This is a genomic window from Hallella sp. (genome assembly GCF_037460745.1).
In the GTDB taxonomy this organism is placed as follows: domain Bacteria; phylum Bacteroidota; class Bacteroidia; order Bacteroidales; family Bacteroidaceae; genus Prevotella; species Prevotella faecis.
The window spans coordinates 1-20,519 of sequence record NZ_JAXVAE010000140.1 but is presented as its reverse complement, the minus strand read 5'-3'; the positions used below and the strand labels follow the sequence as shown (position 1 = coordinate 20,519).

General features: G+C 57.0%; 17 protein-coding genes. 4 read left to right on the top strand and 13 right to left on the bottom strand.

Annotated elements, in window-relative coordinates; all coding sequences use genetic code 11:
• Positions 1–270 precede the first annotated feature (270 nt).
• The gene (locus tag WKK33_RS09585; protein WP_309438575.1) at positions 271–819 is read left to right on the top strand and encodes a hypothetical protein; all 549 of its coding nucleotides are present in this window, start codon (positions 271–273) and stop codon (positions 817–819) included.
• Between the two features lie 114 nt (positions 820–933).
• Here the strand turns inward: WKK33_RS09585 and WKK33_RS09580 are convergent, their stop codons facing one another.
• Both WKK33_RS09580 and WKK33_RS09575 read right to left on the bottom strand, forming a co-directional pair.
• The gene (locus tag WKK33_RS09580; protein WP_337933608.1) at positions 934–2,019 is read right to left on the bottom strand and encodes an endo-1,4-beta-xylanase; all 1,086 of its coding nucleotides are present in this window, start codon (positions 2,017–2,019) and stop codon (positions 934–936) included.
• Between the two features lie 135 nt (positions 2,020–2,154).
• Positions 2,155–4,200 (bottom strand): hypothetical protein, encoded by a 2,046-nt coding sequence (locus WKK33_RS09575; RefSeq protein WP_337933606.1) that lies wholly within the window; start codon positions 4,198–4,200, stop codon positions 2,155–2,157.
• 272 nt (positions 4,201–4,472) lie between these two features.
• Between WKK33_RS09575 and WKK33_RS09570 the strand changes: the two genes are divergently transcribed.
• Both WKK33_RS09570 and WKK33_RS09565 read left to right on the top strand, forming a co-directional pair.
• Complete coding sequence (locus WKK33_RS09570) at positions 4,473–5,294, top strand: metallophosphoesterase (protein ID WP_337933605.1); 822 nt, start codon at positions 4,473–4,475, stop codon at positions 5,292–5,294.
• A complete protein-coding gene (locus WKK33_RS09565) occupies positions 5,275–6,006 on the top strand; it encodes a hypothetical protein (protein WP_337933603.1) in 732 nt (243 codons plus the stop codon). The genes WKK33_RS09570 and WKK33_RS09565 overlap by 20 nt, the downstream gene beginning before the upstream one ends.
• Before the next feature lie 31 nt (positions 6,007–6,037).
• Here WKK33_RS09565 and WKK33_RS09560 read toward each other — a convergent pair whose 3' ends face one another.
• The 3 genes from WKK33_RS09560 to WKK33_RS09550 form a co-directional block, all read right to left on the bottom strand.
• Entirely contained in the window at positions 6,038–7,549 is a 1,512-nt protein-coding gene (locus tag WKK33_RS09560) for a beta-glycosidase (RefSeq protein ID WP_337933601.1), read from the bottom strand.
• A 279-nt stretch (positions 7,550–7,828) separates the two neighbouring features.
• Positions 7,829–8,164: a PAS domain-containing protein gene (locus tag WKK33_RS09555; RefSeq protein ID WP_215760573.1), complete on the bottom strand. Its 336-nt coding sequence runs from the start codon at positions 8,162–8,164 to the stop codon at positions 7,829–7,831.
• A gap of 8 nt (positions 8,165–8,172) precedes the next feature.
• Entirely contained in the window at positions 8,173–9,345 is a 1,173-nt protein-coding gene (locus tag WKK33_RS09550) for a glycoside hydrolase family 27 protein (RefSeq protein ID WP_337933609.1), read from the bottom strand.
• 213 nt (positions 9,346–9,558) lie between these two features.
• Between WKK33_RS09550 and WKK33_RS09545 the strand changes: the two genes are divergently transcribed.
• Entirely contained in the window at positions 9,559–11,337 is a 1,779-nt protein-coding gene (locus WKK33_RS09545) for a calcineurin-like phosphoesterase family protein (RefSeq protein ID WP_337933599.1), read from the top strand.
• Between the two features lie 61 nt (positions 11,338–11,398).
• Here the strand turns inward: WKK33_RS09545 and WKK33_RS09540 are convergent, their stop codons facing one another.
• From WKK33_RS09540 to WKK33_RS09505, 8 genes are all read right to left on the bottom strand, one after another.
• Entirely contained in the window at positions 11,399–12,001 is a 603-nt protein-coding gene (locus WKK33_RS09540; RefSeq protein ID WP_309439128.1) for an aminodeoxychorismate/anthranilate synthase component II, read from the bottom strand.
• 130 nt (positions 12,002–12,131) lie between these two features.
• Positions 12,132–13,565 carry a chorismate-binding protein gene (locus tag WKK33_RS09535; RefSeq protein WP_337933597.1) on the bottom strand — a complete coding sequence of 478 codons (1,434 nt, stop codon included), beginning with the start codon at positions 13,563–13,565 and terminating at the stop codon, positions 12,132–12,134.
• Positions 13,552–14,799 carry a tryptophan synthase subunit beta gene (gene trpB, locus WKK33_RS09530; protein WP_337933595.1) on the bottom strand — a complete coding sequence of 416 codons (1,248 nt, stop codon included), beginning with the start codon at positions 14,797–14,799 and terminating at the stop codon, positions 13,552–13,554. Before trpB ends, WKK33_RS09535 begins: the two co-directional genes overlap by 14 nt.
• An 84-nt stretch (positions 14,800–14,883) precedes the next feature.
• Positions 14,884–15,690: a tryptophan synthase subunit alpha gene (trpA, locus tag WKK33_RS09525; RefSeq protein ID WP_337933594.1), complete on the bottom strand. Its 807-nt coding sequence runs from the start codon at positions 15,688–15,690 to the stop codon at positions 14,884–14,886.
• Positions 15,691–15,796: 106 nt separating this feature from the next.
• Positions 15,797–16,498 carry a phosphoribosylanthranilate isomerase gene (locus WKK33_RS09520; protein ID WP_321105346.1) on the bottom strand — a complete coding sequence of 234 codons (702 nt, stop codon included), beginning with the start codon at positions 16,496–16,498 and terminating at the stop codon, positions 15,797–15,799.
• 88 nt (positions 16,499–16,586) lie between these two features.
• Positions 16,587–17,420 carry an indole-3-glycerol phosphate synthase TrpC gene (gene trpC / locus WKK33_RS09515; RefSeq protein WP_337469054.1) on the bottom strand — a complete coding sequence of 278 codons (834 nt, stop codon included), beginning with the start codon at positions 17,418–17,420 and terminating at the stop codon, positions 16,587–16,589.
• Positions 17,421–17,438: 18 nt separating this feature from the next.
• On the bottom strand, positions 17,439–18,443 hold the full coding sequence (gene trpD, locus WKK33_RS09510) for an anthranilate phosphoribosyltransferase (protein ID WP_337933592.1): 1,005 nt from the start codon (positions 18,441–18,443) through the stop codon (positions 17,439–17,441).
• A gap of 500 nt (positions 18,444–18,943) precedes the next feature.
• Positions 18,944–20,203, bottom strand: coding sequence for an anaerobic sulfatase-maturation protein (locus WKK33_RS09505; RefSeq protein ID WP_337933591.1), 1,260 nt, complete (start codon positions 20,201–20,203; stop codon positions 18,944–18,946).
• Positions 20,204–20,519 lie beyond the last annotated feature (316 nt).

Sequence of the window (20,519 nt, the reverse complement as noted above, 5' to 3'; positions counted from 1 at the left end):
AATACTATAGGTAAAAAATGCGCAGGATTTTAAAGCGATTTTGAACACCCTACCCCAAAGCCCTATTTTACGGGGCTTCGGGGAGGATTTTTATGCTCTTTGGAGTTTTACCGGACAGCAATAATTTTTGACCAAACATTCTCTGCCGACAAACAACCGCAAAATTTGTGCGTGCAACTGCATTTTTAGCGGATGGAGCACTGTTTTCTGAAATAATATTGATATATTTGCAGTGACGTATTGTCGTTAAAACGCAAACATCACATCAATATGGAAACCACCAACAACAATAATCCGCTGGAACTTGTGTTCCACAACGACCTGCAACAGTACCTGTTCTCCATAGGGCGCATCGACGAGCATTTCCCCGAGTCGCCCGACATTGAGGAGCTGTGGCCCAAGATAGCCCAGAGCTATCTGCCCGACGGCATCCGCGAGTTCGCCGGTTACCCAATCGTGTCGCTCGCATGGATGATGTACACAGGCATGGCAGTGGCCAAGTATTGGGACACCGACTGGCAACTCTACAGTCAAGTGGACGACCTCTACAAGTACTTGCGCGACCAGCGCGACTTCGATCACATGGACGATTACATCTGCGAGAACGTGCTCCTCATGCGGCCCGACGAGCACAAACGGATAACCGACATTGTGGGCGAGTGTGCCTCCCGCACCCACAACCTGCTCTTCCACCAGCACCTCCAGCCCGGCACACGCGAGGCCTTCCTCGGCTATGTGGCCGCCATCCACCAGATGTACCTCATGGGCATGGCCATGCAGCTCAAGGCCATGGGCTACCACATGACAAAGATAGGCTAACCCCCTCTTGGCGCAGCCATATAACGCAACGCCCCTCAATCGGCTTTGGACCTGATTGAGGGGCGTTGCTATAAGGAGCGGATGGATCCGGTTGGAGGGTAGCCGCGGGGGCGATTAGTTGTTGGGGTTGAAGTGTTTAACTTTGTAATAGGCGCGCTTGGGTTGTAGGTGCTCGTCGAAGAGGAGGGGGTGGTTGTTCACACCGAGCCAGGAGTCGCCATCGCAGAGGTTCCAGAAGGTCACGTTGTCTATGACATCCTTGTGGTTGCGAAACACCTGGAAGAGGCGGGCGTACTGGGCTGCCTGAAGGGCGGCGAGCGAGTCGGTCATCTGTTGGGTGTCGCCCTTGGAGAACTGGAGTTGGCCACCCATCTCCTTGTTGCAGCGCACGTCGAGTTCGGTGATGTGTATGTGGCTCACCAGTTCTGCGTATTTCGTCAGCGCCGCATCCACATCCTGAGCCGACGGACCGTAGATGTTGCAGTGGCCTTGCATGCCGATGCCCGTGATGGGCACGCCTGCCGCCTGCATCTTCTTCACCATGTTGTAGATGCGGTCGCGCTTGGTGGGTATGGAGGCGTTGTAATCGTTGTAGAAGAGTAGGGCGTTTGGGTCGGCCTCGTGGGCGTATTTGAAAGCTTTGGCAATAAACTCGTCGCCGTAGAACTTATAGAGTTGGCTCTGGCGATAGGCCGACGGACCGCCATCGTCCATGGCCTCGTTGACCACGTCCCATGCGTAAACCACGTCTTTGTAACGTTTCACCACTGTATGGATATGCTTCCGAAGGCGTTTGAAGAACAGCCTCTTTGAGGCAGGGCGGCCTTTCTTGTCGGTCATCATCCAGTCGCAAAACTGGGCGTGCCACACCAGGCAATGGCCACGTAGCTTGATGCCGTTCTGCCTACAGAAGTTGGCGATGCGGTCGGCCCCTTGCCATCGCCACACATCCTCCTTGGGATGGAGCGACCCCGACTTCATGTCGTTCTCGGCCGTGATGCTGTTAAACTCTTTTTTGATCAACGCCATTTGTGTGGGGTCGGTCACATTGCGCTGGTTTACCGCCACGCCGATGGTGAAATAGTTGCGGTAAACATCCTTCAGGCCCTCGGCCTCGTGCGTCTGTGCGTTAGCGCTCCCTGTCAGTAGCAGCGTAAGCAGGACAAACAAAAAGGTTCTTTTCGTGTGATAGGTCATCATGATCTGTTAGGTTTTATAGGTGTCGCCTGTTCCCATCCCGATGGATGGTGCGGGAGAAATGCGTAGCGGTTATTGGCCATGCCATTGCTGTGGGCGGCACTGAATTGTTGATGTGTTATGCTGTGTTTGAGTTGGTTAATTGATTTTGTACACGCGTTTCGCACCTTTGTATGTGCAGGTCACTACGGCGCGTCCATCGACCACCTTGCCCACTGCAATCTTCACAGCGGGATTGGAGGCTGTGGCCCGAACGGTTGAGCCCTCATGGAGTGGCGCGTAGGCTTGGTAATGGCCTAAGTCCATGATGCCGTTGGCGTTGGTGGCAAACTGCGGTTGGGTGGGCAAGGCAACCTCGTGGCCATCGACGGTTATCTTGACGATAGGTTTTTCGTCGATCGTGCATGCCATGCCCGCCTTGGTGAACTCTAAGCTGTGGAGGTCGAAAAGCCCTTGTGGCCGTTGAGGCTTTGGCGATCGGTTGTAGGGGTTGCGATCAAGGGGTGTTGGCTTCAGGTCGGCCCCTTCGGTCACGAGGTATAGGGCATGCTTGCCCTTTAGGCCTTCAACGGCGGGAACGGGCACGCTATAGGTGGCGCGTTCTTGGCGCGCGTCGGCCGGAATGTCGATAACGGCAATCTCGCGGCCCTTCCAAGTGTCGTTGGCGTAAGGCCCGTCGAGCATGACATGGATGCGCACGCTCCCATGTCCACCCGGTGTGAGTTGGAGGTTGAGCATCGTGTGGTCGCCTTTGGCCGTGCCAGCGAAGGCCTTTACCCCCTTCGTGTCGCGGGCCAGTCCGCCAAACCCGAAATACTTAAAGCCCACCACGCCGCCATTGGTGATGCCTGCCAAATCCATGTTGTTGTCCCAGTTGTCGAAGTTGTCTTGCATCCAGTTGTTGCCATTGACGTAGCAGGCTATGCCGGCCGAATATTTTTGGTAAGGATTAAGTCCGAATATTTGGAAGCCTTCCGAGGTCACTTCGGCACCGGTATAGACGTTGCCGTCGGCTGCCGCGGCCGTCCACTCATGGTTTTTGGCGTAAGGGTCGTAGGCCACGATGCGCACCTTTCCCCCCTGAGCTACCGACCGTTTGTCGCATTCGATCTTCACCGGTGCCACCATGGGCTGTCGGGCGTTGCCGAAACCACGGGGCGCCCTGTGGTAGAACACATACCACTGCCCATTGATTTGCTGCAATGAGCCGTGGGTGTTGTGGCCAAAGTTTGTCGTGGTGAGGTGTGAGCCGTTCTCGTTGGGCACCACGCCACGCGAGTCGACCAACACGCCGCCCGACCGCCAGGGCCCCAACGGACTGTCGCCATAGGCGTATCGCAAGGCCGAATTGGTGGAACTGAGGCCATAGTCGGGTCCCGAATAGCCAGAGAACACCATCACATACTTGTTGCCCACTTGTCGTATCGACGACGCCTCGAAGAAATTGAAGTCGCCGGGGTTTTGCCCTCTGCAGAGCGCAGGGTATTGCGTGCCTTCTGGGTCGCGCACTACGCCGTAGCGTTCGCTGGCTGGCAGGAAATAGTCGTGCACTTGGGTGCCCGGTCTTACGCCATACATGTTGTCGGGGTTGAGCTCGAAGGCGGTGGAGTGGCGAAAGCCATAGAAGACGTATGCGCGATAGCCGCGAGCATAATCGGCGTCGCGTGGGTTGTCGATCCTCTCCACAAAGACCGATGGGTCGAAATCGATGAGCGATCCGTCGACACACCGTGTGCCGTCGGCCGTGAGGTTTACAGGGGTGAATGGACCATTGGGGCGGTCGCCCTTGCACACCATGGCCACACGGCCCCAGCCGCGCGAGTGGGGGTAAAGCCAATAGGTGCGCTTGCCTGTGCGTCGGTCGGTGGTCTCCACCAGGTCGGGAGCGTACATGGTGTCCCATTGCCCGTTGACGTAATGGCTGAAAATGGGGCCTTCGTCGCGCCACTGCGATAGGTCGCTGACGGGTGCCGACCACATACGTATGTCGTTGCCACAATATGCCGTATAGGTCATGTCGTGTGAGCCGATGATATAGGCACGGTATTGGCCAGGGTGGTCGGGGTCTTCAAATACGCGCGGCTCGCCGTCGGGCAGATGTTCCCATAAGGGCAGGTAGGGGTTTTGCGCATGACCTACGGCACACGCAAGGAAGGACATTACTGCAATGATGGTTTTCTTCATGGTTTTAGTAGATTGTGGGATTGGCCTTCTTGTATAGAAGGTTTCTCGTTGCAAAAATATAGCGATTCTGCCAAATAAGCAAGTCTGTGGGTGCTTTTCTTCTGCCGCATGCGCTTTGAAAGCGCCATTTGGTTGTAGTTTAGGGGGCCAATGAGGGTTCGTGGCTGTCCATTTTTGGGGGTTTTAGGGTTCAAAAACAAACAAAAAGGTGGTACTGGAGGGTATTCGTGAGTTTTTTTGTTAACTTTGCAAGGGATAAACCTATTTGTAATATGCTTACTACCATTCAACGTCTGCTGTGGAGCGGCATGGTTTGTTGCTGCTTGGCGTTGTCAGGATGCGACACGGTGTTTGACGTGCATCCCTACGATGTGCACATCCGTGGCGAGAAAAACCTCAACGCCAAGGGCGTGGCAGCCATTGAAACCGCCACGCTCGGCAAGGACACGCTGCGCCTGGCGTTCATCAGCGACTCGCATAGGAACTATAACGAGCTGCGCGACATGGTGGCCGACATCAACCGGCGCGATTCCATCGACTTTGTGGTGCATGGCGGTGATGTGACCGACTATGGCACTACGCGCGAGTATGAATGGGCACGCGACAATCTGGCCCGTCTGCGCAAGCCCTATGTGGTGCTGCTGGGCAACCACGACTGCCTTGGGACGGGCAACGCCGCCTACGAGAGCATCTTTGGCCAGCCCGACTTCAGTTTCATAGCCGGGCGCGTGAAGTTTGTGTGTCTCAATACCAACGCCATTGAGTACGACTATTCGCGTCCGGTGCCCAACTTCGACTTCATGGAGCAGGAGGTGACGGCGCGCGGCGACGAGTTTGACCGCACGGTGGTGTGCATGCATGCCGCCCCCTACTCGGAGCAGTTTAACAACAATGTGGCGAAAGTGTTCAATTATTATGTGATGCGCTTTCCCCAGCCGCTCTTCTGTCTCTATGGCCACGGCCACCACACGGAGCAGCACGACATCTACGACAACGGACTGATTTACTATGAGGTGGGCAACGCGCAGAAGAGGAAGTACTACATTTTCACCATCACCCCTAATGGATACAGCTATGAGATCGTTGAGGTATAGGCTTCTGGCATCGTTGGCGGCATGCTTGGTGGCGGTGGGCTCCGCCTCGGCGCAAGACACGTGGCACCGAGGCGACGACTCGCTGGTGTATGTGGCGCGCGACACCCTGGCCGATGCGCGCAAGGGCATCACCGTGGAGGGCGGCGTGTCGCGGTACGACAAGCGCATGCACTATTATCGCAAGGGGTGGGCCAGCCTCATTCCCACGCAGCACGTGTTGCAGTTTTGTGGCAACATGGGCCTGTTCTCCATCGGAATAGGCTGGGAATATGGCAGGCACAAGCAATGGGAAACCCAGTTGCTGATGGGATTTGTGCCCAAATACGACTCCGACTACGCTAAGATCACTATGACCTTGAAGCAAAACTTCATTCCGTGGTCGATGTATATCGACAGGGGCTGGTCGTTTGAGCCGTTGCAATGTGGACTGTATTTCAACACCGTCTTCGGTCACGATTTCTGGGTGAAGCAGCCTGTGAAGTATTCGGGAGGCTACTACCCGTTCTCTACACGCATTCGGCCAAACATCTTCGTGGGCCAGCGTGTCACGAAGATGGTGCCGCACAGCCGACGCAAATACATCAAGTCGCTGAGCTTCTTCTATGAGTTGAGCGCCAACGAGATAGGTGTCATGAAGTTTGGCTACAATGGACGGGCCAAGTTTTGGGATGTCTTCGGTCTCTCGCTGGGGCTCAAGGCCCAACTGTTGTAGCGCAGGTGAACGGCGCAACAGGCTGTTCGCCTTATTTCACCACGTAGGTGTTGAACGAGTGGGCGGCGGTGTTGAGGTTCAGATACTTCTTTCCGATCTTCACGGAGAGCAGCGATGGTTTGTCGGTGAAGTTGCCGGCGGTGACGATGTATTGGCCTGCCTTGTCGCGGAACACCACCACGGGCGTTTGGCTATGCTCGCGGCCCGCATAGGCCAGCATCTCGGTGCCAGCCTGCACGAAGTGGCTGAAATGCTTGTAGGCGAAGAACTCGGCCGTGTAGCGCGGCTTGCGCGTCTTGCTGTTCACCTGCACGAGGGCGTTCTGTGTCCATCCCCAAGGCGATATGCCATTGTCCGTCAGGATGAAGTTCCAGTTGTAATACTCGTCGCATCCCAGTCCGATGTTGTCGCTTAGGAGGAAGAAGGTGTGCTCGCCCGCCTTCCAGTCCATCGACCCATTGCCACACTCGCTCTCGCTCACCATGAAGCGGTGGTTGGGATAGCGCTGGCGCATGGCCGGCAGGTTGTTGCGACATTCCCACTGGGTGCCAATGCCCTTGACGTTGGCTTGCAGGGTTTTGTCGTCGAGAATCTTCTCCACATAGTCGAGTCGGTTGGTGTTGAATGTGCCAATCCACAGTTCCACCTCGGGGTGGCGCTTGGCCAATGTGGGCGCGAGATAATCGTTGTTGAAGCGCAAGGTGCCCTCAGCCGTCCACGCACAACCCGGATAAGGGGTGTAGGAGTAGGCCTCGTTCTGGTACATCACCTTTGTGATGGGCAATCCCTCGGTCTTGTAGAGCTCGATGAAACGGCAGAACATGTCGGCGTAGCATTGCAGGTAGCGCGGGTCTTGGATGAAATAGTCTTGTGAGGCAAGGCGGCGTGGGAACACCCCGTTGCGGTCGCTAAGCAGTTTCATTTCTTCGGCGTCGACCTGGCGGCCGTCGTCCATATAGAGCAAGTAGGCCTGCCGCTCATCCATTTGGTTCGTATTGCTCGGCGACACGGGGTAGTCGTGGTTGATCTTCATCCAGACGGGCGGCGACCACGGACTCATGAAGAGCTGCAGGGCTGGTTGGTACTTCTGCGCGGCGCGGGCCAATGGGATGATGTTGCGCTTGTCGTGGTCAATGTTGAAGTACCTCAATGCGAAGTCGCCCGCCACGTCGTCGCAGCTATACCATGCCCGGGCGTAGTCGTTGGCGTTCATCGACACGCGACCGTGGGTGAACTTGAGGTCGCCCTCGGGGGCGAACAGTCGATACATCAGTTCGTCTTGCTCCTGTCGTGTCAGCAGGTTGAAAGCGTCCCAGTCGAGCTCATTGAACGTGGTGCCGAAGCCCACAAACCGTGTGCCGTGGCTATTGGCGTCGACCGCCGCCACCACGTTGCCCGCCGCCTTCGCCGCCATGACGGATTTGCCCTTCGCCCACGAGGTTGCCTCCGTTGTGGTGAACGACGTTACTTTTTGTGCCCACGAGCCCGCTGGCATCATGAGGGTGGCAAGGGCCATCGCCACAAACATCTTCATTTGTTTCATGTTGTCTTTTGGTTTTAATAGTTATGGGGCAGGCCTTTCTCGCTTGGTTTGTTAAGCATAGTGGCTGCCGGCTATAGTTTGTCTTTTTGCAAAGGTAGTGGATTATTTGCGACAATCCTTGTTTGTCGTCATCTTTTTGGGGGAATGGAAAGCATTCTGTCCCAACCATAGCCCTTGAAAGCCAAAACGCCGAAACGCCCTGTCCCCTTTTTTGCGCCGTAGCGGCGAAAAGGCGACAGAGGGTTCCGGCGAAGGAGCTTGTGGGAGGGAGCTAATCGCCTATCCTCTCACATAGTGGGGCATGTCGGCAGGCGTGACCATGGATATCTCCACAATTCCAGCCACCTTGCCGTCTTTCTTCCAAGCCGTTTGGTAGATCACCTTGTGAAGGCCCTGCTTCTCGATGGTGTAGGAATTGCTTCCCCCGGTGGCGAGAAGGTGGCGGATGATCTCACGCGAGCGCTCCGAGTGGCAGGCGTAGAGGTTCTTTCCAATGAGGTCGCCCTCCTTCTTGTAGGTCTCTCGCGACTTGTCGTTCATGTAGATGATGGTGCCCTCGGCGTCACAAACCGTAACGGCGCAGTTCATCTCCTTGGCCCATTCGTAGTTTTCCATGGCTTATGTTATTTTAAGATGAATACCTTCGTCTCGTGCGAAGCCACCGTGCCCTTCCAGCGCTTGACGTTGCGGGCAATGTTCTTGTGCTGCCATACGTCGCGCACCCCATACTTGCCCTTCAGTCCGAGTTGGGCGAAGTTGGCGGTGAGGGGCAGCGCTTTGTCGGCCGTATTGAGGATAGCCACGGCGTGTGAGCCATTGGCGAGTGGGCGCACAAAGATTTGGTGGGAGTCGGTGTTCACCAAGCGCTCGGCCGCCTTGCCCAGCGGGTCTTGGTCGATGGCGATGATCTCCTTGTTGAGCAGGATGCGACGGTCCTCGGGGGTCAGCTTGCGCAGGTCGTTGCTCAGCGCCAACACCGACGACATCATGCACCACATGCTCATCTGCGTCTGATACTCCACGTAGGTGCAGCCCACGCCTCCGAGGTCGCTCGATGGGCCACCCGTTCCGTTGAGGCCCACCACAAGCATGTCCATGTCGGGCCATTGTCCGTGTCGGGCGTTGTGGGCGATGGGCGCCGTGACGTTCACGATATCGAGGATGCCCATGCCGCCCTGGCCTACGATGTCCTTCCACATGTCGCGCACGTCGAAGCTGGTGCGCCACAGTTGGCCGCCCACGCTCTCGCACCACTCCTCACACTGGCGCTGTCCCCACTCGCAGATGCCGAGCACGATGTCGCGGCCCGAGTGTTGCAGGGCGTCGGCCATGCGCTTGTAGCGTCGGCGTGCCGTGGCGCTGTCCTCAGGCGCGTTGCAATAGTCGTATTTCAGGTAGTCGATACCCCACGACGCGAACGTACGGGCGTCTTGCTCCTCGAAGCCCAGGCTGGCGGTCCATCCACCGCAGGTAAGCTGGGCGGCGTCGCTGTAGATGCCGAGCTTCAGGCCCTTGGAGTGCACATAGTCGGCCAATGCCTTGATGCCGTGGGGAAATTTCTTGGGGTCGGGAATGATGTTGTTGTGGCGGTCGCGTCCGCCCTGCCACAGGTCGTCGATGAAGATGTACTTGTAGCCAGCCTCCACGAAGCCGTTCTCCACCATGGCGTCGGCCGTTTCCCGGATTAGTTGGTCGCTGATGTCGCCCTTAAATAGGTTCCATGTCATCCAGCCCATGGGTGGAGTGGGGGCGAGTTTGTGGCGTGGTGTGGGTTGGGCAGAGGCTGCCAGCCCCATGGCCAAGAGGCAAAGGGTCAGCGTTAGGCGTTTGATTTTTCTCATTATGATAATACGTTTATAGGTTTATGTGTAGGCAAAGTTAGGCATAATAACCCGAGCGCCCAAGCGATTGCAGGTGTTTTATGGTACGTGGGACGCAAAAAAATGTCGCACCCTCGCCGTTTTTCGATGAAGATTACTACCTTTGCTTTCAGAAAAAACATATTTTGTATGAAGCGCAAACACATCCTATCAATTCTCTTGGGCACGTTGCTTGTGGCCGTGGCCGTCGTGGCGGGCGTGTGGATGCTGGGCCGTCATGGGCGCGTTCCGCAGCACAAGCCCCTGCTTTTGTCGCGATTGGTGGCACGGATGCACGCCCGCCATCAGGCTCTAAAAGCCCAGCGCGATAGCGTGAAGGTGGTCCGCGTAAGGCCCGACACGATCATTGTGGGAACGCTGGCCGACGCCCAGGGCAATGGCATGCCCCGCGTTATTGTGAGCGACGGTTTCTCCTGCACGCTCACCGACACCATGGGGCATTATCGCCTGCGCCGCAACGCCCGGGCGCGCTTCGTTTATTACACCGTTCCCGACTACTGTGAGGTGCCCGTCCATTCGCCTTCCGACCGCACCGCGTGCTTCTATCAATCGCTTGTCAAGGGCGACTCTACCTACGATTTCACCCTTCGCCGACTGCCTTTGGGCCGCGAGCGCAGCTACCGACTGGTGGTGTTTGGCGACCCGCAGGTAACCACCGCGATGAATCCTTACTACACCGGGCCCAACAACAACCGCGGGAAAAAGACCGACTTGCAACGTTTCAAGGATGAGACGCTGGGCGACGTGAACACGTTGTTGGCCGAATGGCCTGCCACCGAGAACGTCTATGCCCTGAGCATGGGCGACAATGTGCAGTATTATGGCGGCTACAGTCCCACCCTTGAGCGTGAGATGCGCGAGGCCATGGGCTCCACCCGCATGACCGTTTTCTCGGTTATTGGCAACCATGACCAAGATGGCCGGCAGCTATACCGACAAAAGTGGGAGGACAGCTGGGGTCCCACCGACTACTCGTTTGACCGTGGCGGTGAGCATTTCGTGTGTTTCAACAATGTGATGTTTGCCCGTAAGAAAGGCTATTTCCAACCGGGCGAGCTGTCGGATGCGCAGATGGAGTGGTTGCGCCAGGACCTGTCGCTCACCGATAAACGACGTAAGGTGGTGCTCTGCTACCATATTCCGTTCACCTTTGGCAACAGTCCCCACGGCGGTGCCACGCCTTTGGCCATCGCCACCGAGAGCGGCCATTACAGCAGTTCGCGCCTGACGCCCATTCTTCGCCTGCTTGAGGAGTTTGAGGGAGGGTTCGAACTCTTCTGCGGTCACACCCATTTCGCCCTCAATCACGAGATCCATTACCAAGGGCGCGACCTCATGGAACATTGCCATGCGGCCGCTTGTGGCAATATTTGGCAGTCGAACATCAATATCTGCGGTACCCCCAATGGCTATTATGTCTACACGTTCGGAGGTACGACGATAACCGATTGCTACTACAAATCGGTGGGATGGCAGCGCCATAAGCAGATGAGCCTCTTCAGGGCCGACACCGATTTCAATGGCGAACGTTACGCCGTCGATTGGAATTTGCCCACGGGTCAGGGCGTCATAGTGGCCAATATCTTCAATGCCGATTCACGATGGGTGGTGACAGCCGTGGAGGATAGTGTGGCCACACCAATGACACGGCTCAGCGGCAAGAACCAAGACGCCTTTGCCACGGGCTACCATCATCGCTACGCCGAGGCCATGCCTTACCAGTTTATCAGTAAGGCGAATGGCTATCTCATCATGAGCCACCTCTATTATTATGTGCCGCGCCGCAAGGATGCCGAGGTTACCGTGGTGGCGAAGGACCCCTATGGCCATACCTATAAGGCCTCGTCGATCGATGCCGTGACCGAGCCCTTCTACAACTACGCCCATTTCCTCAAGCGGGGAAGGTAGCTTTCGCAAAACAATAGGCCCTCCATCGTGTGTTGATGGAGGGCCTATTGGCGCTTAGGGCTTACTGCTGCAACCAGTTTCTCACGATGGTAGCGCCCTCGGGAGTGAGCACACTCTCGGGGTGAAACTGTATGCCGTGGATGTTATAGTTGCGGTGGCGAAGCGCCATGATTTGGCCGTCGTCGCTCATGGCCGTCACCTCCAGGCAGTCGGGGAAGCCCGCACGGTCGACCACCCAACTGTGGTAGCGGCCCATGACGATGCGCTTGGGCAGGCCGGAGAAGATGGGGTCGTTGCCAAACTGGGTGCCTTCGGTGGCTATGCCGTGATACACCTCCTTCAGATTGACCAGTTTTCCGCCAAACACCTCAGCGATGGCTTGGTGGCCCAGGCACACACCCAGCATGGGCTTACGGCCAGCGTAGGTGCGGATCACGTCCATCAGCAGGCCCGCCTCCTCAGGGATGCCCGGACCGGGCGAAAGGATAATCTTGGTGAAACGCTCCAGTTGGTTGAGCGTAAACTGGTCGTTGCGAAACACTTCCACCTTGGCTCCCAACTGCTTCACGAGGTGGGCGAGGTTGTAGGTGAACGAGTCGTAGTTGTCGATGATGACCACTCGTTCGCCGCTCAAGGGATTGTTGGCGTGTGGGTCGTCGGCCATGGCGTCATGGTCCCAGTGGGCCGACGGTGTGTGCAGGCATTCGCTCTGCAAGTCTTCGTTTATCATGGTTGTCTGTTTTTTGTCGTTTCAAGCTTTGCAAGGCCTTTGCGCGTGTTGGCGTTCGTGGCGCTTACAGGTTCTCCGCTATCTTGATGGCCTTCATCAAAGCCCCCAACTTGTTGTTGCTCTCTTCCAGTTCGTAGGTGTCGTCGCTCTTGGCCACGACGCCCGAGCCCGCCTGGAACCACAGCTCGCCGTTGCGTGAGATGAACGTTCGGATCACGATGGCTTGGTTGAGGTCGCCGTTCAGGCCGATGAAACCTATGCATCCGCCGTATGCGCCACGGTTGTGGGGCTCCATCTCGGTGATGAGTTGCATGGCCCTAACCTTCGGCGCGCCCGACAAGGTGCCTGCCGGGAAGGTGTCGAAGAACGCCTTGATGGGGTCGGCGTCGCTGTTGAGCGTGCCGCTGACACGGCTCACGAGGTGAATGACGTGGCTGTAGAATTGCATGTCCTTATAGAAATCGACCTTCACGTCGTGGCAGTTGCGACTGAGGTCGTTGCGCGCCAGGTCGACCAGCATCACGTGCTCCGCGTTCTCCTTGGGATCGTTGCGCAGGAATTCGGCGTTCCGACGGTCTTCCTCCGGATTGCCCGTGCGTCGCGTGGTGCCTGCGATGGGGTCGATGTACGACCGCCTGTTCTCGATGCGGTTGTGCGTCTCGGGCGACGAGCCGAAGATGCGGAAGCCGCCAAAGTCGAAGTAGAACAGGTAGGGCGATGGGTTGATGCTTCGCAAGGCGCGATAGAGTTTGAAGTCGTCGCCCTCGTATCGCTGCACAAAACGGCGTGACACGACAATCTGGAACACATCGCCGCGCAGGCAATGCTTCACGCAACGCCTGATGTTGGCCTTGTGCTCCTCGTCGGTGAGCGTTGAGGTGCGCTCGCCAACGGGGTGAAACCCATAAGGCTTCACGTTGGCGCGGCCTGCCGCCAACTCCAGTGCGTCGAGGCGTTCATCGGCGTCGTCGCCCTCGGTGGCCAGCGTAACAAACACCATGGTGTTGTTGAAATGGTCGAAGATGATGAGATCGCGATACATGATGTAATAGATATCGGGCGCGTCGTTCTTCTCCATCGTGGCGTCCTTCACGTCGATATTCTCAAAGTAACGCACCGCATTGAAGGTGGTGTAGCCATAGATGCCGCAATAGTTGGCCTCGTCGCCCACCACGTGGAAGCGTTGGAGGAACGCGTTGAAAGCCTTGGCGATGGCCAGTTTGCATGCTTCGCCCTTGCCCTTGCCCGTTGCGGGCAGCGTCTCCTCGGCGCGCGATCCGTCGGGGTAGGTGCAGATCACCTGACCGTGGCTCACGGCGATCGACGCCATGGGGTTGATGCCGATGAACGAGCGTGAGTTGTCGTTGCCATGATAGTCGGAACTTTCCATCAGCGCCGACTGTGGATAGAGGTCGCGAAGGCGCATATAGACGCCCACAGGTGTATAGAGGTCGGCCAGGATTTGGCGCGAATGGGTGCGATAGTTAAAAGTTTCCATACTCACGAGCCATATGTTTGTTGTTGAGATAAGTGTTCACGTCCTTGTCGCCACGTCCCGACACGGTGAGCACCACCACGTCGGTCGGCTTAAACTTGAGCTTGGCGAGCGCCGCCACGGCATGTGCACTCTCGATGGCTGGGATGATGCCCTCCATGCGGGTGAGCTCATATCCGGCGTAGATTGCTTCGTCGTCGTTGATGGCCAGCACCTGCTCGCGTCCCTGTTTGGCCAGGTTGGCGTGCATCGGGCCAATGCCCGGGTAGTCGAGTCCGGCCGAGATGGTGAACGCCTCCTCGATCTGTCCGTCGTCGGTTTGCATCACCAGCGTGCGCGCCCCATGTATGATGCCCTCCGTTCCACAGTGTATGGTGGCCGCCGTGTGGCCGCTTTTGATGCCACAACCGCCCGCCTCGGCCAGCACGATCTTCACGCGGGGGTCGTCCACATAGTGGTAGATGGTGCCGGCGGCGTTGCTTCCTCCTCCCACGCAAGCGATGAGATAATCGGGATAATCGCGGCCGATTTTTTCCTCCAACTGCCATTTCAGTTCCTCCGAGATGACACTTTGCATCTTGGCCACGATGTCGGGGTAGGGGTGGGGACCCATGGTGGAGCCCACGATGTAGAACGTGTCGTCGGGATGGCAGCACCAGTCGCGAATGGCCTGCGAGCAGGCGTCGCTGAGCGTCATGTTGCCCGTGCGAACGGGATTGACCGTCGCTCCGAGCATCTTCATGCGCTCCACGTTGGTGTGTTGGCGCTCCACGTCGGTGGCTCCCATGAAGATCTCACACTTCATGTCCATCAGCGCGCACACTGTGGCGGTAGCCACGCCATGCTGTCCGGCACCCGTTTCGGCAATGATGCGCGTCTTGCCCATCTTCTTCGCCAGCAGAATCTGGCCGATGGTGTTGTTGATTTTGTGTGCGCCCGTATGGTTGAGGTCCTCGCGCTTGAGGTAGAGCTTGCATCCATACTTCTCGCTCATTCGTCGGGCGTAGTAGAGCGGCGAGGGGCGCCCCACGTAATCGCGGAGCAAAGAGGCATACTCGCGCTGGAACTCCTCGCTGCGAATGATGGGCAGGTAGGCGTCTTGCAAGTCGTGTACGCACTTGTATAGAATCTCCGGCACATAGGCGCCTCCGAACGGTCCGTAGAAACCGGTTGGCGTGGGGGTGATGGTTTGTATGTCGGCGGCATGCTGCTGCGTGCCGGTTGGTGTGTTTTCCATGATCGTATTGGGTCTTGTCGTTGTTTCCATGTCTTGTGTTGTAAGGGTTGTGATGCGATGAAAGGGTGAAGGTTGGGACGCCTGTTACTTTCCGAGCGCCTCGTAAAGTTGGTCGATGGCCTGGTCGGCGTTGTGCGTCTCGTTGAGCAATGTCACAAACTTACTGCCTATGATGGCCCCCGCAGCGTTGGCTTGCGCGCTCTGAAGCGTCTGCTTGTTGGATATGCCGAAGCCTATCATGCGTGGGTTTTTGAGGTTCATGGCGTTGATGCGCTCGAAGTAGGCCACCTTCGACTCATTGAAATGGCTCTGCGCTCCGGTAACGCTTGCCGACGAAACCATGTAGATGAATCCGTTGGTGTGCTCGTCGATGAAGCGCACCCGCTCCGCCGAGGTCTCAGGCGTGATCATCATGATGACGCGCACGTCATACTTGTCGGCAATGGGTTTCACCACGTCCATGTAGTCCTTGAAGGGCAGGTCGGGGATGATGCATCCGCTCACGCCGCACGCCACGCATCGTTTGAAGAACGCCTCGATGCCATAATGCATGACCACATTGAGGTAGCCCATGAGCACCAGGGGGATGGTTACCTGTTGCTTGATGGCTTCGAGCTGGGTGAACAGGAGGTTGAGGGTCATGCCGTTGTGCAAGGCCACGGTGCCCGCGCTCTGCACCACTGGTCCGTCGGCGAGTGGGTCGCTGAAGGGAATGCCCACCTCGATCATGCTGATGCCGCGCCGTTGCAATGTGAGGATGACGTCGGCTGTCATGTTGAGTTCCGGGCAACCGGCGCAGAAGTATAGCGAAAGCAACTTGCCAGGCAGTGAGGGAGTTCCTGTGCCGCGTTGCTCGAGGGGTGAGTCGAATAGCTGATTGATCTTGTTCATGGTCGTTGTGTTTGTGCCCCATTGGTTGTTTTGCCGTGGAAGGGCTTGTGTGTGTTGTTGTTTGTTGTTCTATGATGTTGCGAGGGCCGACGCCTGGGTGTGCGTCTCAGCCCCTTACTTGTTGGATGAACGTTCGGAGGAGATCCACATCCTTGCGCCCCGGTTCCGTCTCGAAGCGGCTATTGAGGTCGATGCCGGCCAACATGGGGTGGTCGAACTGGCGCACCCGTTCGGCGTCGTCGGGGCCAATGCCACCGCTGAGCAGGAAGGGCGTGTGGCCGTTGTAGGCGCCGAGCACATCCCAGTCGAACTGTTTGCCGCTGCCTCCCATTGTGGGGCAACGCGTGTCGAAGAGGAACAGGTCGACCAACCCTTCGTAATCCTTATACCGCGCCACATCCTCCTTACTGGCAACGCTGAGCGCCTTGATGACCTTGATGTTGGGGGCGATGTCGGGTATGAGCGTGCGCTTGAGGTTGTCGATCATGGTGGGGCTCTCCTCGCCATGCAGTTGCACATATTGCAACCGATGGTTGTAGATGCGTGTGACGATGGTTTGCGGCATCTCGTCGACGAACACCCCCACCCGTTGGGGCTCTTTGGTGCTTGGGATGGGTGCTTGCTGGTTGGCGTTGGCGTTGCGGAGACGCTCCTCGCTGTAGTCGGGGATGAGTCCGGCGTTGGAGGAAATCATCTTCACGAAGCGCGGGCTTTGCGGGTAGAAGACGAATCCCATGAGGTCGATGTCGAGTTGCGCCACCTGTTGGATGTTGTCGGCGTCGCGCATGCCACACACCTTGATGAGCAAACGTTGCTGCTGCGGTGTGTCGATGGGTGCTGTGTGAGGGTTGGTTGACTGCATGATGCGTAGGTATGAATGGGTTGAACGTGAGGTGTTACGGCTGCGTGTGTTGTTTCAGCTGGCCGATGAAGCGTGCCAGTTCGTCGCCGGGGTTGTCGGCCTTCATGAAGTGCTCGCCCATGAGGAAGCCGTTGAAGCCCGCCTGTCGGAGGCGCATCACCGTGTCGGGGTCGCCAATGCCGCTCTCGCTCACCTTGCATCCGTCCTTCGGCAGGCGCTCTGCCATGCGGAAACTGTTGTTCACATCGGTTATGAAAGTGCCGAGGTTGCGGTTGTTGATGCCATACATGTCGGGTTCCAGGTCGGCGTAATCGAGTTCGTCCTCACCGTGCATCTCCAGCAGCACCTCCATGCCCAGCTGGTGGGCCATGTGGATGAGCGTTCTGCAATCGTCCTTCAGGAGGTCGGCTGCGATGAGCAGCACGGCCGACGCGCCACAGAAACGCGCCTGGAGGAGCTGGTACTCAGAGATGATGAAGTTTTTGTAGAGGATGGGGAGGGTTACGCCCGAAGCCCGCGCCTCGCTGATAAACTCATCGTATCCGCCAAAGAAATGGTTGTCGGTGAGGATGCTCAGCGCTGTGGCCCCTGCCTGTTGGTAGGCCATGGGTATGACCCCGGCGCGCCCCTCGCGCTTGATCCATCCCTTCGAGGGCGACTTGCGCTTAAACTCGGCGATGATGCCCGTGTCGGACTGTAGGAGCGCCTGGCGCATGGATGCGGGCGGTTGCTCCTCTTTGGCCATGCGTTCCTCCACCTTGGCCATGAGTTGGCGTGGTGGCATGAAGCGCATCCATTCGTCCACTTCCTGCTGCTTGTGGGCTACGATGGTCTGCAGGATATCGGTGTTTTCTGTCTGAAGGTCCATGGGTTACGTATGAAAGGTTTAACGATTGATCTCAACAAAGCGTCGGAAGGTGCTGAGCGCCTTGCCCGAGTCGAGGCTCTCGCGTGCGATGTCGATGCACTCCTCGATGCTCTTCTTGCCTTTCTCGAGCACCTGGATGGCGAATGCGGCGTTGGCCATGACGATGTTTTTCTGTGCCTGGAGGGCCGTTCCCTGCAGCACGGCGTCGAAGATTTGCGCAGCCTCCTCCTCGGTGGCGCCTCCCACCAGTTCCTCGGGGCGGGCAATGTTGAAGCCCAAGTCGGCGGGCTTGAACACCCGCTCATAATCGTTGGTGGTGACCTTGAAGTCGCTGGTGAGCGAAATCTCGTCGTACCCGTCGATGCTGTTCACGATGCCATAGTCGATGCCGATGCGCTGGTACACCTGTTGGTAGAGGCGCATCTGGTTGAGGTTGGCCACGCCAAGCAACTGGCACTGGGGCTTCGAGGGATTGATGATGGGCCCCAGGAGGTTGAAGAACGTGGGGAAAGGCAACGCCTTGCGGATGGCCCCCACAAACTTCATAGCCTTGGCGAAGAGCTGGGCGTGAAGGTAAACGATGCCACACTCGTCGAGCGAGCGGTTGAGCTTGTCGGCATCGTCGGTGAACAGAACCCCGTGGTTCTTGATGACGTTCGACGCGCCGCTGACCGACGTGGCCGAGAAGTTGCCATGCTTGGCCACCTTGTAGCCCGCTCCGGCGATGACGAAGCAAGCCGTGGTAGAGATGTTGAACGTGTTTTTGCGATCGCCGCCGGTTCCCACCACGTCGATGTAACGGTCGCAATGGAGCGGCACGGGCACGCCTGTCTCGAGGATGCCGTCGCGGAAGCCCAGCAGTTCCTCCACCGTGATGCCACGCATCTGTATGGCGGTGAGCAGCGCTGCAATCTCAGGGTCGTTGAGTTCGCCCTGTGTGATGGCGACGAGCAGGTTCTTGGTTTCTTCGCGCTGCAGCTCCTCATGGTTGAGCAAGCGGTTGAAAATCTGTGTTACGTTCATAATCGGTTTTGTTTTTTATTTGTTTTTGTGTTGGTTTGTCGGTTCTTTTGGGCCCTCATCTGCGTGTTGTCGGTGGGCCTTATTGTATAAGGTGTGTTCGCCAGGGCTTGTTACGTTACCGCCTTTCCGACTTCAGGAAAAGAAAAAAGACCTGTCGTAAGAACGGCAGGCCTTTCGGGTTTTATCTCCTTGGAGTATCCATACGGCTAAGCGACTCACGACTTTTGAGATCTTGAGCAACGCCACCACCAATATGCAGATACATGATTCATCATTGTTTTTTGTTATGATTTCAACCGCAAAGATACACAAAAACTTATAATCTGCAAACTTTTTATAGGAAAATTGTTTTTTTCTTTGTTTTGCTTGCTTTTGTCGAATAGTTGAACTATATTTGCGCTCGATGGGTTTCGTTATTATAGGCGAAACCGTTTTTCCTGAGGTTGGTAGCGTCCTGCACCAACCTCTTTTCGTGGAAGGTTGTTTTCGGGCGCCAAGGATTAGCGCAGGGCTCCCGTGGCCAGCATGTCCATGATCTCGGCGGGTGGGCGCTTCTCGCCCAGCAGGCGCTTCATGACATCCATGTAGGGCGCCACGTGGCTAAAGTATTGGCGGTAGCCCTCACAGAGATAGTTGAGGCCGAGCTCGCCATTGGCCGTGCGGATGAATCGGTTGCGCGGACATTCGCCGTGGCAGGCGTTGAGCCATTGACATTCGCGGCATTGTGTGGGCAGACTGTCGGCCTTGGCCCTGCCGAAGCGGCGTTGGCGTTCGCTATACATCATCTCCACCAGCGATTGCTCGTGGATGTTGCCCAACTTGTACTCGGGAAACACAAAGTGGTCGCACGAGTACACATCGCCATTATGCTCCATCACGCCAGCGTGTCCGCAATGCTTGGCCATGGTGCACAATCCGGGCGCCACCCCCACCCAGTTGGCCAGTGTGGCGTCGAAGATGTTGATGAAAAACATGCTCACGTCGTGGCGCACCCACTCGTCGAAGATGGTGCAGAGGAAGTTGCCCCACTGCTTGGGCCTGATGGAGAACGGCGCCAGTTGGCCTTCGTCGACGAGCGACGCCAGTTGGCGACCGTCGTCGTGGTGGGCCAATCGCTCCACCACGGGTGTTACCTGGATATATCGGCACCCGATGTTCTTGAAGAAACGGTAGAACGACAATGGATGGTCGCCATTGAGGCGGTTGGCCACGGCCAGCGCGTTCCACTCCACAGCATGCCTGTTGAGGATGTCGATGCCCCGAATGACATTGCGGAACGACGGACCGCCCCCGCGTGTGCGTCGAAAGGCGTCGTGGTAAGCCTCGGGCCCATCGAGCGACACACCGATGAGCCACCCTTGGTCGTGGAAAAACCGGGCCCAGTCGTCGTTGATGAGTGTGCCGTTGGTTTGCAGGCTGTTGGCTATGCGCCGACCGCGCGCGTAACGCTGTTGCAGGCGCACCACCTTCTCGTAGAACGCCAGCGGGCGCACCAAAGGCTCGCCGCCATGCCACGTGAAGAGCACCTCGGGCGTGGTTTGGCTCTCGATATACTCGCGTATGAAACGCTCCAGCAGTTCGTCGGAGAGCATCTGTCGGCCCTCGTTGGCATAGAGGTGTTGCTTCTCAAGGTAATAGCAATAGTCGCAACGCAGGTTGCAGGCCGATCCCACAGGCTTCACCATGATATACATGGGGTGGGCGAACGGAGCGGCGGTTAGGCGGGCTTCAGGGGTCGTTGAGTTGGGTGATGCGGTCATGATGTGGTTTCAAGATTGTTGCACAAAGTTACAAAATGTTTTCCATCCCTGTAGGGAAACTACTCGGTTTTTGCGTTATTCGCCCATTATTTAGGGGTTGTTCTACATTTAGGGTGATTTGAACTACACATCGCTCCATGCAGTTTAGGTCCCAGGCGGCGGTGCTCGGATGTGTCTCTTTGGCTTACGCTTCGGCAGTTGAGCTAAACCCTCACAACGAATTGTTTTGTTTACGCTCAGACGCGGTAACAACGAATTACGCGAATTAACTCTAAGTTTGCAGAAGAATGCGACGCAGTCGCATAAATGTTAAATA